Genomic DNA, 16,149 nt, shown 5'->3' with positions numbered 1-16,149 from the left:
ATTATTTCTCCAATTCTGCAACTCGTTTCATCAATGCAATCAACTCAATCGCCATGTCACGGAAAGTTAATGCATTCATCAGATGGTCCTGCCCATGAACCATGTACAAATCTATTTCAGTATGCTCACCTTGCGCTTCCTTGGTTAACATATCTGTCTGTACATCATGCGCTTCCTTTAGCTCCTGATTTGCTAATGCCATTGCTTCATCAGCTTCATCAAATTTGCCTTCCTTGGCTAATTGAATTGCTTGATAGGCCTGCCCCTTCGCATTGCCACCGTGCATGATTAGTCCCATTACGACAGTCATTCGTTCATCGTTCATTCTTACATCCTCTTCTGAATTATCAGTTTAAGACAGCAATTTGATTAGTTCATCAAAGCTTCAGCTGCTGCCAAAACTTTATCACCCTTCATCATGCCGTAATCCATCATGTTAATGACATCCATTGGAATACCAGCAGCATCCGTCTTTGACTTAACTTCCTTCTGCATGTAACTAACTTGTGGGCCAAGTAGTAATACATCTGGCTTTACATCTGCTGCTAATTCATTGTCAATATCTGCTGTTGACTTGGCAAAAATTTCATAATCCTTACCATTGGCCTTTGCAGCTTCTTGCATCTTTGTTACTAATAGTGATGTTGACATCCCTGCTGCACATGCCAACATAATCTTCTTATCTGCCATTTTTAAACCCTCGTTTTTCTTGTCTAATTATAGATTGACACCATGAGATGCAATCACTTCTTTATACCAATTAAATGAATCTTTGCGGAGACGTTCTCCTGATCCTTCACCCATGTCATCTAAATCAACATAAATATAACCATATCGTTTACTCATTTCACCAGTTCCAGCTGAAACAATATCGATAGGTCCCCAAGATAGGTAACCGATGACCGGAATGCCATCATTGACCACCGCTTTTTCAACCTCAGCAACATGTGCTTTCAAATAGTCAATGCGGTATTGATCATGAACTTGGCCATCAACCACTTCGTCGAAAGCACCAAAACCATTTTCAACAATCATGATTGGCAAACCAGGATATTGATCATTCAGTTCATTCAGTGTGTAGCGTAATCCTTGTGGGTCAATGCCCCATCCCCAATCAGAAACCGGAATTTCTGGATTAGGAACAATCTCATAACCTTTGACATCTTCAAGATTAGTATCACGATCACCCTTAGCTTTAATGACCGTTGAATTGTAGTAAGACACTGCCAAATAGTCGACAGTTCCTTCACGTAAAGCATCCCGATCTTCAGCTGTAATGTCTGGACGGTAACCCGTTCTTTTCGCAAATGCTTCAAATTCTACTGGATATTCGCCACGAATATGCACATCTGAGAACCAGTCATGTAATTGACGGGCTTTTTGCATTGCCAGCATATCAGCTGGTTTTGGTGAAGCTGGATATAACGGTGCAACATTCAACATGCCACCAATCATAAAATTAGGATTAATTTCATGACCAACCTTGACCGCCTTGGCACTAGCCACTAATTCAAAATGAGCTGCTTGCACCATGGCGGCTAGCTTCTCCTCTGGTGTCGTATCCTTTGCAAATTTCAAACCAGAATTTGTCCAAATCATGAATTCACTCATGACATCATCAGTTAAGTTGGCTTGATTGGAAATTTCGTTATGCGTCATCCAATAAGTGACCTTATCCTGATAACGGGTAAAAACGGTCGTTGCATATCTCACAAACAAATCAATCAACTTACGATTCGACCAACCACCATAGGCTTTAACTAAGTGATAAGGCATTTCAAAGTGATTCAATGTCACAACTGGCTCTATACCTAACTTGTGCATTTCATCAAACAAGTCATCATAAAATTTTAGGCCTGCTTCATTTGGTTCTGCATCATCCCCATTCGGGAAAATTCGTGTCCAAGCAATTGATGTACGAAAGGCTTTAAAGCCCATCTCAGCCATCAATGCTAGATCTTCCTTATAGGTCTCATAGAAATAAATACCATGATGATTTGGATAGTTTAATCCTTCATTAACACCATCGGTTATTTCGCGAGGTTTGTTATTGGCGCCAGCAGTCAAAATGTCAGCAATCGATACCCCCTTGCCGTCCTTATTCCACGCTCCTTCAGCTTGGTGAGCAGCAATCGCTCCTCCCCATAGAAAGTCGTCGTTTAATTTTAGTCCCATGTTCGCCTCCCAAATTCGTTCATGAACACGATCATCTAACATCTGCAATTTATTTTAGTTAAAAATCTTTGACTAACTTAAATTGTATATGTACACTATAACAGTACATATACAGCAATGCAAGCGTTTTCATTCTACACATTCGAATGTGTTTGCTGAAAGGAGTAGTAAAGTGCTTAAATATCAACAGATTGCCAAGGAACTTTTTTTATTTATTCAAAGTAGCCAATTAAAACAAGGTGAACAATTACCCAGTCTATCAGAGCTAGTAAAAATTTATCATGCTAGCAAGATTACCATTCAAAAAGCCATTGCCGAACTAGAAAAAGAAGGCTTTATCTACCAAGTACAAGGTAGTGGGACTTTCGTACGGAATATGCCTTCGGATGACTATATTAACTTTAATTTGAATCATGGTTGGACGCGCGATTTCACCAAAAAAGTCACCGAAAATACAGATGTGACTGTAAAAAAAATTGCTGCCCCGCTACATGTCGCACACAAGTTAAATTGTCCAGTTGATAATCCTGTTTTTAAAGTTCAACGCGTGAAATCCCGTAATAATGAAATATTCTGTTTTGAAACCTCATTCTACAATTCACAGTATATTCCCTACTTGGATGAATCCATTTCACAACAATCTTTATTTAATTACATTAATCAGGCGTACAATATCACCGTTGGCTTTACAGATAAATTTTTTGAAGTTCGCGAATTAACGGCGATTGAATCACAAAAACTAGGTTTACCAGAAAAAAGTTTTGGCCTGTCTGTCTATGAAACCTTTTATTCAACTAGTGGTGAGATTTTTGATTACTCTGAAAATGTCTATCATCCTGATCATGCAAAGTTTTATTTAACCAATTAATCAAAAAATTCCTGTGGGTCAATCTAACGATGTATACCGTATGACCCACAGGAATTTTTCTTAATTTTTTTATAAAAACTTTTCTAGTGCTTTCGCAATACCATCATTGTCATTTGTATCCGTAACAAATGTTGCATAACTTTTTGCTAACTCTGAGCCGTTACCCATCGCAATCGCATGGCCGGCAAATTTAAACATGGGGATGTCATTTTGTTCATCACCAAACACCATGACTTCTTCAGCATCTATTCCAAGTTCAGCTGCTAAAATTTCTAAAGCTGCTCCCTTACTTGCTGCTGCATTCATAACTTCTAAGAAATTATCAGCAGCTCGTACAATGTAATGTTGATGACCAAATTCTTTCACTACTGCTGGTTCAATCCGATTTAATTCATCGGTCTCCCCCACAAAGATGGCCTTAACGATTGAAAAATCATCACCTAGTTCATCAGGTTTCCGAATCAATAGTCCCGCATCATTCTCCCATGCTTGAGTAACAGTAATGCGACTAACATTAGTATTGCTCGTATAAATTTCACCATCTTCGTCGAGCACATTATACTGTAGCTGGTGTTGCTGGGCATATTCATCTATGTGACGATATTCGGCATTTGAAATGCCTAGTCTATTGATAACTTTCCCAGTAACGGACTCAATCACACTACCATTATAGGTAATGACATACTGATCATCGCTGTTAATACCAAGCTCATTCAAAAATGGTCGCACCCCTTGCAAGGGTCGTCCCGAGCAAAGCACCACTTTGATACCATTCTCAAGTGCCTTTTTTAAAGCAATTTTTGTACTAATGAGAATCTTCCCCTCTGAATTTAACAGTGTATCATCAATATCTAGCGCAATTAATTTGATCATCGTCATATCTCCCCTAAGTTATTGTTAACGCTTTCATGTTAATTGGTCTACACCAACAAGTCAACAAAAAAGAAGTTAAACCGTAATCAAATTTGCTTGAAAATTAGTGCTATCCCAATCCCTAACATTGCTACACCAAACACAATGCCACTCCAGAGAGCTGCTGGTAGAAAATGAGACGTACTTTTTGTACCATGGCGCTTGCTATTTAGGAAAACCCCTCTAACACTATAAAATTCCCAAAAACTAATTAAAATTAGTATCACACCAGTTATTTGTTCCGCCAAAATATCCACCCCATTCTTTTTGTCATTATTTAGTCAAACGCATTTTCATTGATTAACTTAATAATCTGCTGAATAGCTTTATCCCATACTATCCATCCATGGCCACCACTGACCGCAACAAACTCATGTCGTAGACCCTGTTGTTCAATTTGTTCATTAAGGGCAAGATTCATGTCATAAAACGGATCTTCAGTCCCACATAATTGCCAAATATAGGGTGCCTGCGCTTTCTGTTGTGTTATCAAATAAGCAATGTCATTAATAGAATTTTTCACTTGATCTGGTGAACCAAATAGGCCCTTGAACCAAGCATCACGTTTTGGACTCTCACGCCATTTTTGGACAATATCAGTCATCGCAGACATTGGAAAAATTGCTTGAAACTGGTTTGGATGTGTCAATCCAGTTTTTAATGCTCCAAAGCCCCCCATTGAAGTTCCCGCAATAAATGTTTGTGATTGTTGATCTGACAAATGAAACCATGCACGACAACGTTGTAACAGTTCCTGACTAATATATTCAAAATACTGACTCTCACCATCCCGACTCGTGTAATAACTCCGGTCTACTCGTGGCATAATAATCGTGATATCTGTTTGACTGGCATAATCGGTCAGCCGTGTTTGATTTAGCCAAGCATTTTCATCTTCACCTAAACCATGTAACAACAATAGTGTTTTCCCTGACCCTGTTGGGTACTCTGGCAAAATAATATTGACACTTGTATTCATTTTTAGTGTCCTAGAATAAAATGACAATCGACTTACCGCCATAAAAAGCTCCCCTCATTAAGATAAGCGTTCCTCTTGCACATAGTTAATTGGTAACCATTCCAATACTCGTTCAATTTGTTTATCCCAATAATACCACTCATGACGACCGAGGGCTGTTTCATAGGTGATGTCGTATGATAACTGCTTTAATTTAGACACAGCTGTATCATTTAATTGCTTAAATTCGTCCTGCTCCCCTATCCAATCATACAATTTCGGTTTGTTTTCACAACGCTTTGCTAACGTCAAAATGTCATTATCAGAACCAATAAAATGATCCAAATCGCCAAAAATACCTTGCCAATAAGTTAATGATTCCAAATCAAGTAGTGTATCTGTCTCACCCACAAGGGCTCCAGAAAGTGAAGCAGCATAACTAAACTTATCAGTTGCAAACGCCATTTTGAAGGCACCATAACCACCCATTGATAATCCAACCACAAAATTTTTTGATCTTTTAGTTGAAAGTTGTGGAAAAAAACTGGCAACTTTTTCTGGTAATTCTTTTGCAATCGCATCAAAATAATTTAAGCCATACTGCGTATTGGTATACCATGCCAAATCGGTTGATGGCATAATAATTGCAAGTGGCGTTTGTCTGACCAATCGTTCAATATCCGTACGACGTTGCCAGGTCGATTGGTCACCCGACATGCCATGTAGTAAGTAAAGAACTGGTATATCTTGTAATGTTTCTGCAGTCCAAGTTGGATTGTGGTCTGACAATTCAGGTAAGATAACGTTCATCGTACGATCCATGCCGAGTACTTGTGAGTAATAGTCAACTTGTAAATGAGCCATAGTGAACCTCTTTTCGTAAAAATGATAGTAATAATTTAAAATGAATTTTGATTTAATTAACAATTATATTATCACGCAAAGAACATAAAAATATCATTTGACCATCAATTTATTCAAAAAAGACGAGTTCTTGATTAAAAAGGGCCTATACTTTACCTTCTAGATGAACTGAACCCCATGAGTTGGAGTAAATCTAACTCATGGGGTTTTCTTATGTTCTCGAAAGAAATTCAAATTGAAGCAGTATCGATGTATCTCAAAGGTGTTCCGCCCGTTGAAATACGGAGAAAATTCGGAATCAAAGCTCATTCGACTCTTGAAATCTGGGTGAAATCAATCAAACAGGATGGTATTTATGGAATCAAAGATTCCCACAGAAACAAGACAAGTTATCCGTATTCCTTTAAAATCAAGGTAATTAATTGGCGACTGAATCACAACGCGTCGTATCCCATAACGGCTAGAAAGTTTAGGATAACAAGTCCATCTTTAATTTGGCATTGGGAACGTGCGCTAGAGTCTGGTCGGCTAAAACCTGATAAACGAAGGCGGAAACGAACTATGAATAAGCAAGAACACGACAAGATCAAGAAGCTCGAAGAAGAGAATGAACTACTTCGAATTAAGGTAGCCTACTTGGAAAAACTCGAGGCCTTAGCTCAGGAAAAGAAGAAATTACAAACCAAGACAAAGCGGTAGTAATCACTGTGCTAAGGCAAGAGTTGAAGTGCAAGTTGAAGCTGCTTCTTCAAGTAGCCGAGATGTCTAGCAGTAGTTATCATGACGCGTGCAAGCGTGCGTACAAGGAGTATCCACGTGAGTTAATTGATGCGATTATATCAATTCGTGATGACAACCCGGACTACGGTTACCGTCGTGTCACACAAGAGCTTCGTAATCGTGGCTTCAACACCAACCATAAGGTTGTGCTGAAAATTATGAAGATGAACGGGCTTCTCTGTACTGCTTTCAACCGTCTGACACGGAAGTACAATTCTTACGCCGGCACTGTCGGACATATCTCACCGAATCGTGTAAACCGTCGGTTCACAACGGATCGACCATATCAGAAGGTTCTCACCGACGTCACTGAAGTCCGTTGGGGATCAGGCACGATGGCTGAACGTGCTTATTTCACCGCCTATATTGATGTTTATAGTGGTGAGATTCTCACTTGGAATATCGATCTTCATCCAACTGTCGAGTTCGTCACAAAGCCATTAGATGAGCTTCTACAAAATAGGCCAGAATTGAATTATCGAATGACAATTCACTCTGACCAAGGTTTCCAATATCAAAATTATGAGTATGTATCACGGCTAAAGACTAACCGTGTGTTCCAGAGCATGAGTCGCAAAGCGACATGCCTAGATAACGCAATGGCTGAGAGTATCTTCCACATCTTGAAGGTAGGAACGGTACATAACAACCATTATCAAAGTTATGACGAATTAAAGTCCGGCATAACTAACTATGTCTATTACTACAACAATAAGCGGATAAAAACAAAACTGGCCGGAAGAACTCCGGTTCAATACCGAAATCTTTCCGACCAGTTAGCCGCTTAAACGTCACTCCAATTTTTGGGGTTCAGTTCAAGAATAAAATTAAAAATTTCACGCTTTTTATTGCGCCTTTTTCACAAAAAAAAGACACCAATAATATACCGGCGTAAAATGTAATCGACGAAAAAAACAGATACGAGGTATTTATTGATGTCCATTAATGGTTCTATCCTAAATTCAGTTGGTTTAACAGATAAAAACATTAAATTTTTTATTTCTGATAACGATGATTTCAACGAATGGGTTACCATGGGTCATGATCAACATCAAGTCTTACGCTATCGAGCAACGTTAATGACAGCCCCAAAACACTGTCCGCAATGTGGTTTCTTATTGTCGGGGCATTTTTATCTGGCTGGTACCGATACTGCATCATACAAATTACCCACGGCGAACGGTTATCAACAAATCTTATTATTAACCAAGCAACGTTATCAATGTCTACATTGTAAGAACACATTTATAGCACAATCAAAGGATTTTATGCGCCAGTCAACTATTTCACGGCCATTATTACATCAAATTATTGATTTAGCAAAACGTGATATTTCCGAAAAAGATATTGCTTACATTTTGCATATATCACACAGCAAAGTTAATCGATTACTGCATCATGCGGCTAAAGCATACCGTACGAATTATACAAAACTATTACCTACGGTTATTTGTGTTGATAAAGTGCTCTATGCGAAGCATCATTATGGTTTTGAAATAATAAATGGTATGACGAGTGATTTAATTGAGATCTTCCCAACCCGTACCAGTATAGATATTCGTAGGTATTTATCTAACTATGATTTATCTAATCGTCAACATGTCCAATATGTCGTTACTGATATGAACACTAACTATGGCGTTCCCTTACGAGCAATGTTTCCTAACGCCCAAATTATCATTGATCGTTTTCATATCATTCAATTAGCCATGAAGGCTGTACAATCCACACGTATCATACTACAACGCACAATTAATAATAAGCGTAGTCGTGTCTATAAACTATTAAAATCTAACTGGCAATTCTTTATTACAGACCAGTCAAAGATAGACACAATGCCATCACGATGGTTCAAAGGAATTATTGAATATCTATATCCACAAGATGCCTTACAACTTATCTTTGGTCTATCACCAAAATTCAAACAAGATTATAAAATATACCAAGCCGTATTACGTGCGCAACGATCTCGTTCGTTCGATGAATTTTCAACAATTTTATCGCAATACGAGCCTAGTCACTCAGCAATGGACCACGTGATTTTAACCTACAAGAAAAATCTAAAAAGTATCAAAAATGCCTTTTTACAAACGCCTTCTAACAGCCGTATTGAAGGAATTAATCGTCGCATTAAACAAATTGGCCTTACGGCGTATGGCTATGGCAACTCATTGAATTATTTTTTCAGAATACGTCTACAACTATTTAATCACAAACATATAAACGCTAGTTTTACGAACCTACTAACTAAAAAAAGCTTGCAAGTCTGACAAAATCATCAGATTCACAAGCTATATTTCACAAACTCTTTAGGTCGATTTTACGATTTTTAACGCTATTCGACATAGAGCCAGATTTTTGTCTTCGTCATGGTGCTTTAAATTAGCTAAGTTTTGTCCCAACCTCATCATATTCTTTACAAATTAATCAACATCTTTTTCAATTTTAACAGCTGTACCATATGCAGCGACGGAATCACCAATGGCACCTGATGATGAATCAAAGCGCATCATCAAAACGGCATTCGCACCTACTTCGGCAGCGGCCGTCTTTAATCGATCAATGGCTTCATCACGGGCCGTATCTTGTAACTTGGTATAGCCTTTGATTTCACCACCAACAATGGTCTTTAATGATTGACCGACACTTGATACCACGTTACGTGAACGTGTGGTTAGCCCAAATACTTCACCCATTGTTTCCACAACATGGTAGCCCGCAATGGTTTCTGTGGTCACTACTAATACTTTTTCAGACATACACATTCCTCCGTATTTATCACTATTGACTACGCATCCAAGATATCATCACTTGTTGATGAGCTATCTGTTGATGAATAAAATTCATCAATTGTTGAACCAATTTGATCACTATAATAATCCAACATCTTGTCTTGCAACAATGCCGTCAGCTGTGACTCAGTTTTAATCAATGACTTTGCCGGCATTTTTACCTTCAAGTTATTGTCACGCTTTGTGTTGACTTTAAAGGTCAAACGTTCTTTGCGATTGTCTTCTTTTCCCGAAAAATCAATTCCAAATGATTTGCCCTTGTCACCAACAGTTAATTTGAGCTTAAAGTTTTTCACTGGATCAAGTGATGATTTTGCTTCTTTCCATTCTGACTTTGAAAGTTCTTTACCTGACTTTGTCTTTGAAATCTTCGTCATCAAACTCTTCATATCAGCTTTATTCAAGTTAACTTGATAGCCATTAGACACCTTTTTGAACTTACTACTATCTAAATCTTTAAACCATTCCGTAACACTGGTTGCATCTGACCGGACTTCTTTCGTCTTAATGGGACTATAAGTGTCTTCTAATGACACACTATGTGAAGCATCCAGCCAATACTTATCCAATGACTTTGTCACTTTTGTCAGACCTGTTGAACCATATGCCTTCACTGAACTGGTCAGGATATCTGCAGAAACATAAACATGTTTTTTATCCATTTTAATATTCATAGCTTCTGGCGTATTTTTATCATTTACTTTTAAATGTACCGCCAGATTATTTTCATTCTGCGCATCTGCCTTCAGTGTACCACTAGCACTGCCGGAATCATCCCCCGTGCCACTAGCTGTTACGCGAAAATCTGCAATATTATCATTGCTTTTGGTCATCTTCACAAGGTTAGATGCAAACTGTCGTTTTGGCGTATGCAAAACAGCATATGTTCCCCCACCAGCGGCTGCCACGATAACCACAACGGCAGTGCCGGCGACAACTGTTTTATTCATGATTTTCCCTCCTCTTGCAACTGCTCCATTGAAATCATCACACCATATCCCTCTTTAGATATAATGATTTAATACAATTGTAACAAAAGTGTGGATTAATCACCAATTATAATACTTATGTATTACAATTTGTAGAACCTACGAGTTGTTAGATCAATCATTTGTTGCCGTAATGCCAACTGTTCCGACCACTCTGGGATTGACTGCCAAGCAAAACCAGGTATTTTTTCACTGATCATCACATTAGAAAGGTAAAAATCTGTTTTCTTCGTCAATTGATTCGTAATGCGCAGATTCAATGTATCCCATTGTGCGACCATTTGGGTCAAATAATTCTCTAAGGCTGGCATGTCAATCAAATCTATTGTCACCGTGATTAATGGGAAAATTTCACGAACATCAAATACCTTAATAAAGGCGCTAAGCAAAGGATTGAATAATATCGACATCAATTGTTGTTCATCATAATCAAAGCGCCTCGTAAAAATGTGAACCACTTGTTTCGTAAATGCCGTATGAATTGGATATGTTTTCATCTGAAAATCAATATCTGGTAATGGTTGAATATCATATGGTGGAAAATAACATAAACGAATCAACGCTGGCCCCATTAAATCTTTAATTGCTTGTTTTTGTTCTTCCGGCAATTGTTTCATAAAGTAATGACCATAAGCTCGCCCGATTCGTTGAATTGTCCAATCAACTTTTTCTTGATTTTCATCGGTTAAGTCAGATAGATAATCTTGTGTATGCCCAATGCCCAGCGCGTAACAAACGGCGACACCATAACGTAATTCGTCCTCAACCCAATCATCTTCAGGATCTAATCGGAATTTTAAATAGGATGCAAATTTCCCCATTAAGTGCTTCGTTGGACACTGTAACTGTTCAGTTGGTCGAAGCAAGTTTTCATCGGTTGGTTGAATATGATGATGATTTGACACACGAGTATGCCACACACCAATCGTAATTTCCAACACACGTTTGATGGTTGCTCGTTTTGTGAGTAATGGAATGACATCATGCTGAACTTGTTTCACATAATTTAGGGTTGCCGCACTAAATGGTAACTGTTCATTTGCAAAAGCAATATAGATTTGTTCAACCATCATCGTGCGAATTTGGCGTTCATCGCCAACTAACTTATAATTATCGGCAATATTAATGCCTTGCAATAATAGTTGATCACGCACTTCTTCTTTCATTGTTCGCACAACCGTGGTACTAGATGAATGGCGGAAAGCAATGGTTTCATTAGAATGGACATCTTCTAAAAAAACATCCAGCAGGAGTTCAAATTTTAACGATTGTCGTAAATAATACCCCTTTAACGCACCCACACTGATTAACTGTAAATTATGCAAGGTCATTGTGCGATTGGCGTCAGCAATCGTAATGAAGGTTTGCGATGATTTGGTAATGGCTTGATAATCAACATTTAGCTGTTGCACAGCTTGCAAAACGAGATATCTAGACCAGTTCATTGCCTTTATCAAATCTTTAATCAGAAAAGTCTTACTATGATGTGTGATTAGATACTGATGTAGCGCCAATCGTTCCTCATCTTTTTTTGAAAGTAACCAATTCATTTCGTTCGCTCTCTCCATTTAGTTAGTCATAAGACAATCATACTTGATTTACAAATTTAATTTCGCTAGTTTTTTATCTAACGAAAAAAAGAAAGTCACTTTTAGTAGCCCTTGGTTAGATCCACCACATTCTCAACTAATGGCTCATGATTAAGATAAGCTAGTAAATTGGTTGATAAAATGCGGAAAACATCCCCCGAGCGTCGTTCTGGATACGTATGATTTGCCCAAGATGTATGCTGTGTCAAGATGAGGTTACGTTGTTGCCAAAGCATTGAATCGGCAGGCACTGGTTCCACCTCCGTCACATCGAGCGCTGCATAACGAATTCGTCCTGACTGCAATGAAGCAATCAATTCTTTTTCATCAACCGTACCGCCTCGACCGACGTTGACCAACAAGAAGAGCTCACCCCAGATTTTATGATTTTGCGAATTAAAATAATGATGGGTTGCTGGTGTATCGGGCAAAGTGTTGATAATGACTTGAATCCCTTCTGGCCAAACGGATAATAAATCATTCAGTGCAAATACTTTGTCAAAACCGGGTACTTGTTTGCCAGATGAATTAACGCCATAAATTGGCATACCATATGGTGATAAGTAAGAGGCAATTTTTTGGCCAATTTTACCTGTACCGAAAATGACTGTTGGTAACTCATCTAGCGTATATTGATCTTCATATTCATGCCAAAGATGTTGTTCCTGATAAACATGCAATCCCCGCGCAAAATGCATTAAATAACTCACTACTGTTTGGGCAATTTGTGGTGCTTTCACCCCACTTGCATTCGTTACCAAAATTTGTCGTTCCGCAAAGGCTGCTAACGGTAATAAATCAACCCCTGCTCCTTGATATTGGACCCAGCGGAGTTGATTATCTGATTCAGCCAAAATACGATTACCGAGTTCTGGTGACCAGCCATAACTAATGGTGACATTTTTTAATTGATCGTCTGTCACTAGTTCTGGGGTTACAATCTCAATGCCCTGATTAATCAAAATAGCTGATTCTTGTTCAGTCAATGGCTGAACAGCCAACAATAACTCTGTCATCTTTCAATCCCTCACTTCTCAAATTAATCACGAGTCAAAAACCACCTTCATGACGATACCCATGAAAGTGGTTTTAACACAGTTGCTCACTGTTTAACTAAATAATTATTCTTATTTGAATAACGATTCGTATTCGCCATATCCTTGCGCTGCCAAGTCAGCAACCGGAATAAATTTTAACGCAGCCGAGTTGATGCAATAGCGTAACCCACCTTCTGCAATCGGTCCATCGGTAAACACATGCCCCAAATGTGAGTCGGCATCCGTTGACTTAACCTCTGTTCGATACATACCATGTGAAGTATCGAGATGCCGCTTTACAGACTTTTTATCAATTGGCTTAGTAAATGACGGCCAACCACAACCAGCATCATATTTATCCAATGAACTAAACAATGGTTCACCACTGACGATATCCACATAGATACCATCCGCAAACCAAGCATCATATTTATTATTGAATGGTGCCTCTGTTGCGGCTTCTTGTGTCACCGCATATTGTTCTGGTGTTAATCGATCACGTAAATCTGTCTCATTAGGCTTTGCCATGGCTGGTGTCCTCCTTATCTGACCAATACTTTTGCTGATACTTTTTTCTCGGTATCATAATTAACATTTCACGTAATGGATTTTTCTTATAAAATTGTTGATGCTCTTCTTCAGCATCATAGAATGGTTTCGCATCTTCAATCGTTGTCACAATTGGCTGATCAAAACGACCTGATGCTGCTAACGCCTGTTTAGAAGCGGTCGCAATTTGGCGTTGGTCTTCATCCTTCACAAAAATAACTGGGCGATAGGTATCACCACGATCAGCAAACTGTCCCATTGCATCTGTCGGATCGGCTAGTTGCCAATAAAGATCAACCAAAGATTCATATGACACAATATCATCATCAAACCAAATCTTAACTGCTTCTGTGTGTCCTGTCATGTGGGCAGCTACTTCATCGTATGTTGGATTAGCAACTGTCCCACCCGTATAGCCTGAGCGAACTTTTTCAATACCTGGTAAATTTTCAAATGGTTCAACCATGCACCAAAAACATCCACCAGCAAAAATAGCTGTTTGCATTGTCATTCATCATACCCCCTAGTTATAGGATACACCGTTAACTCAATTTTTTACTTTTTGTCGTCTTTACTACTTGAACTTGACGATGATTTTTTCGCATCATCAGCTGCTTTTTGTGAAGCAGATGCCGCCGATGAGGCTTGTTGGTTCGCAGAATCTGCCGTTGCTTTTGCATCAGCGATGGCTTGCGCAGCTGAACTCTGGGCTGCCTGAACTGAAGCTGTTGACTCACTCATTTGTTTCTGCAAGTCTTTCAGCTCACTATCCTTTTTATCAACAGATTTTTGTAACGATGAGGCTGATGCTTGATACTTACCAGTATCTTGCTTGGCTGTAACGAAACGTTGATTTGTTTTAGCCGCCTTCTTTAACAGGGCAACCCCACCATCGGTATCAATTGCCCGCTGATACAAACTTTGGGCTGATTGCCAATTTTGCTTTTTTATAGCCGCATCTGCACGTTCTAAATCAGTTAACTGTTCACTAGCTGTTCGATTTTCAACCGAAACACGTACCTTACGTGATGCTTGATAATGCTTTCTAGCTGTCTCCCAATCTTGGACGGCAACTGCGTCCCGGGCTTTATTTAATTCTCGCGAATAAGTTTGATCATCGCTAAACCACATCATGGCTGCATAGCCAGCAATAATGAGTACGATGAGCCCAAACACAGATAACATTATTCTTTTTCGACTCATGTTATACTCCTTCAATAAGTATTTGTTGCATTATATCATGATTTACGATTGCCCAACAATTCATTCTGTTAACATTACTTACAATTATTAAGTTACGGTTTCACGAAATTGTTATTTCCTGTAAAATGAAGCTTATCTTAGAAAACGGAGAAAAAATTATGGCAATTAAAAATTTCGATCAATTATTAAGTAAGTACGCTGATTTAATTACCAGTGTCGGTGTCAATGTTAAGCCCGGTCAGGATGTCATTATCTACGCTGAAATCGACCAGGCTGAACTGGTTCACCGCATCATGGATGCAGCTTATCAATTAGGTGCTAACCAAGTAATCGTCGAATGGCAAGACACGATCCTAAAGCGTGAATTCTTGAAACATGCTAGCGAGGCAATCTTAACAAATATCCCAGCTTGGGTATCTGTACGTGCTGAATCATTGATGGCCAATCAAACATCACGGATATCAATTGTCTCTAGCGATCCTGATGGTTTCAGTGACGTCCCAAGCGATCGTGTATCACTGTATGAACAAGCCTATCAAAAAGCCAATGCTGCCGTTCGTCAAGCTACCATGAATAATGATGTCGCTTGGTTAGTGGTTTCAGCAGCTGGTAAAGAATGGTCACAAAAAGTCTTTCCCGATGTCGCAGCTGATGAAGCGCAGGACAAACTCTGGCAGGAAATTTTTAAAATTAACCGCATTGCTTTAGATAACGATGTGATTGCTGACTGGCAACAACACATTAATACATTGAACGAAAAAGCCGCTTGGTTGAATGAGCAAAATTTCAAAGCTTTGCAATATCATTCAGCAAAAACCGATTTAACAGTTGGCTTAGCGGAAGATCATGTCTGGGAAGCCGCTGAATCGTTCAACAAAGCTGGTAACCGCTTTGTCCCAAACATGCCGACCGAAGAAGTCTTTACATCACCTGATTATCGCCATATTGATGGGGCGGTCCAATCAACAAAGCCATTATCATATGCCGGTGTTTTAATTACAGATATTAAATTGACATTCGCCGACGGTCAAGTAGTTGCTGCTGAAGCAACATCTGGCCAGGATGTATTGCAACAATTAATTCAAACTGATGCCGGTGCGGCCTCACTGGGCGAAGTATCACTCGTACCCGATAATTCACCGATTTCTAACTCAAATATTGTTTTCTATACAACCTTAATTGATGAAAACGCCTCTGATCACTTAGCACTGGGAGCGGCCTACCCTTCAAATATTAAAAACGGTACGCAACTGTCAGTTCCTGATCGACAAGCGAAAGGTCAAAATGATTCAATCGTGCACGTTGATTTCATGATTGGTTCTGCTGATATGACCATTGACGGTGTCACCCAAGACGGTCAACTTGTGCCGGTGTTCCGTCAAGGAAACTGGGCATAAACGTTATAAAAAGGGGCGTTAATCTACCTATCTGAA

At 39.0% G+C, this 16,149-nt stretch carries 18 protein-coding genes; 5 read left to right on the top strand and 13 right to left on the bottom strand.

Annotated elements, in window-relative coordinates:
• Window position 1 precedes the first annotated feature (1 nt).
• Genes ACQ4QH_RS03310 through ACQ4QH_RS03300 form a run of 3 tightly spaced genes read right to left on the bottom strand, consistent with a single transcriptional unit; the run spans window position 2 to window position 2,175 of the window.
• The gene (locus ACQ4QH_RS03310) at window positions 2-325 is read right to left on the bottom strand and encodes a PTS lactose/cellobiose transporter subunit IIA (RefSeq protein ID WP_150176976.1); all 324 of its coding nucleotides are present in this window, start codon (window positions 323-325) and stop codon (window positions 2-4) included.
• Between the two features lie 44 nt (window positions 326-369).
• On the bottom strand, window positions 370-690 hold the full coding sequence (locus ACQ4QH_RS03305) for a PTS sugar transporter subunit IIB (RefSeq protein ID WP_150176975.1): 321 nt from the start codon (window positions 688-690) through the stop codon (window positions 370-372).
• 27 nt (window positions 691-717) lie between these two features.
• A complete protein-coding gene (locus tag ACQ4QH_RS03300; protein ID WP_439819274.1) occupies window positions 718-2,175 on the bottom strand; it encodes a 6-phospho-beta-glucosidase in 1,458 nt (485 codons plus the stop codon).
• Between the two features lie 172 nt (window positions 2,176-2,347).
• Here ACQ4QH_RS03300 and ACQ4QH_RS03295 point away from each other — a divergent pair, with 172 nt between their 5' ends.
• Window positions 2,348-3,043: a GntR family transcriptional regulator gene (locus ACQ4QH_RS03295; protein ID WP_395462051.1), complete on the top strand. Its 696-nt coding sequence runs from the start codon at window positions 2,348-2,350 to the stop codon at window positions 3,041-3,043.
• Between the two features lie 69 nt (window positions 3,044-3,112).
• Here the strand turns inward: ACQ4QH_RS03295 and ACQ4QH_RS03290 are convergent, their stop codons facing one another.
• The 3 genes from ACQ4QH_RS03290 to ACQ4QH_RS03280 all read right to left on the bottom strand — a co-directional run bounded on the left by ACQ4QH_RS03290 (window position 3,113) and on the right by ACQ4QH_RS03280 (window position 5,777).
• The gene (locus ACQ4QH_RS03290; protein WP_436585520.1) at window positions 3,113-3,922 is read right to left on the bottom strand and encodes a Cof-type HAD-IIB family hydrolase; all 810 of its coding nucleotides are present in this window, start codon (window positions 3,920-3,922) and stop codon (window positions 3,113-3,115) included.
• Window positions 3,923-4,232: 310 nt separating this feature from the next.
• On the bottom strand, window positions 4,233-4,976 hold the full coding sequence (locus tag ACQ4QH_RS03285) for an alpha/beta hydrolase (protein ID WP_439819273.1): 744 nt from the start codon (window positions 4,974-4,976) through the stop codon (window positions 4,233-4,235).
• A 15-nt stretch (window positions 4,977-4,991) separates the two neighbouring features.
• Window positions 4,992-5,777 carry an alpha/beta hydrolase gene (locus ACQ4QH_RS03280; protein WP_436585518.1) on the bottom strand — a complete coding sequence of 262 codons (786 nt, stop codon included), beginning with the start codon at window positions 5,775-5,777 and terminating at the stop codon, window positions 4,992-4,994.
• Window positions 5,778-5,990: 213 nt separating this feature from the next.
• Here ACQ4QH_RS03280 and ACQ4QH_RS03275 point away from each other — a divergent pair, with 213 nt between their 5' ends.
• The 3 genes from ACQ4QH_RS03275 (at window position 5,991) to ACQ4QH_RS03265 (ending at window position 8,827) form a co-directional block, all read left to right on the top strand.
• A complete protein-coding gene (locus ACQ4QH_RS03275) occupies window positions 5,991-6,476 on the top strand; it encodes a transposase (RefSeq protein WP_096740512.1) in 486 nt (161 codons plus the stop codon).
• 8 nt (window positions 6,477-6,484) lie between these two features.
• Complete coding sequence (locus ACQ4QH_RS03270; RefSeq protein WP_002829237.1) at window positions 6,485-7,345, top strand: IS3 family transposase; 861 nt, start codon at window positions 6,485-6,487, stop codon at window positions 7,343-7,345.
• Between the two features lie 147 nt (window positions 7,346-7,492).
• Window positions 7,493-8,827 carry an ISL3 family transposase gene (locus ACQ4QH_RS03265; RefSeq protein ID WP_439819272.1) on the top strand — a complete coding sequence of 445 codons (1,335 nt, stop codon included), beginning with the start codon at window positions 7,493-7,495 and terminating at the stop codon, window positions 8,825-8,827.
• Between the two features lie 153 nt (window positions 8,828-8,980).
• Here ACQ4QH_RS03265 and ACQ4QH_RS03260 read toward each other — a convergent pair whose 3' ends face one another.
• From ACQ4QH_RS03260 to ACQ4QH_RS03230, 7 genes are all read right to left on the bottom strand, one after another.
• The gene (locus tag ACQ4QH_RS03260) at window positions 8,981-9,316 is read right to left on the bottom strand and encodes a heavy metal-binding domain-containing protein (protein ID WP_395462056.1); all 336 of its coding nucleotides are present in this window, start codon (window positions 9,314-9,316) and stop codon (window positions 8,981-8,983) included.
• Between the two features lie 29 nt (window positions 9,317-9,345).
• Window positions 9,346-10,299, bottom strand: coding sequence for a hypothetical protein (locus ACQ4QH_RS03255; RefSeq protein WP_395462057.1), 954 nt, complete (start codon window positions 10,297-10,299; stop codon window positions 9,346-9,348).
• Between the two features lie 122 nt (window positions 10,300-10,421).
• Window positions 10,422-11,888, bottom strand: coding sequence for a helix-turn-helix domain-containing protein (locus ACQ4QH_RS03250; RefSeq protein ID WP_436585513.1), 1,467 nt, complete (start codon window positions 11,886-11,888; stop codon window positions 10,422-10,424).
• A gap of 101 nt (window positions 11,889-11,989) precedes the next feature.
• Window positions 11,990-12,943: an NAD(P)-dependent oxidoreductase gene (locus tag ACQ4QH_RS03245; protein ID WP_439819271.1), complete on the bottom strand. Its 954-nt coding sequence runs from the start codon at window positions 12,941-12,943 to the stop codon at window positions 11,990-11,992.
• Between the two features lie 111 nt (window positions 12,944-13,054).
• Window positions 13,055-13,492 carry a peptide-methionine (R)-S-oxide reductase MsrB gene (gene msrB, locus ACQ4QH_RS03240; protein ID WP_439819270.1) on the bottom strand — a complete coding sequence of 146 codons (438 nt, stop codon included), beginning with the start codon at window positions 13,490-13,492 and terminating at the stop codon, window positions 13,055-13,057.
• Window positions 13,479-14,024, bottom strand: a complete 546-nt coding sequence (gene msrA, locus ACQ4QH_RS03235; RefSeq protein ID WP_439819269.1) for a peptide-methionine (S)-S-oxide reductase MsrA — start codon at window positions 14,022-14,024, stop codon at window positions 13,479-13,481. The genes msrB and msrA overlap by 14 nt, the downstream gene beginning before the upstream one ends.
• 44 nt (window positions 14,025-14,068) lie before the next feature.
• Window positions 14,069-14,716, bottom strand: coding sequence for a hypothetical protein (locus ACQ4QH_RS03230; RefSeq protein WP_439819268.1), 648 nt, complete (start codon window positions 14,714-14,716; stop codon window positions 14,069-14,071).
• A 158-nt stretch (window positions 14,717-14,874) separates the two neighbouring features.
• Between ACQ4QH_RS03230 and ACQ4QH_RS03225 the strand changes: the two genes are divergently transcribed.
• On the top strand, window positions 14,875-16,113 hold the full coding sequence (locus tag ACQ4QH_RS03225; RefSeq protein WP_439819267.1) for an aminopeptidase: 1,239 nt from the start codon (window positions 14,875-14,877) through the stop codon (window positions 16,111-16,113).
• The last annotated feature ends 36 nt before the right edge of the window (window positions 16,114-16,149 follow it).

The sequence above is a fragment of the Weissella paramesenteroides genome (assembly GCF_051903945.1).
In the GTDB taxonomy this organism is placed as follows: domain Bacteria; phylum Bacillota; class Bacilli; order Lactobacillales; family Lactobacillaceae; genus Weissella; species Weissella paramesenteroides_A.
This window is presented reverse-complemented; position numbering and strand designations above follow the sequence as displayed.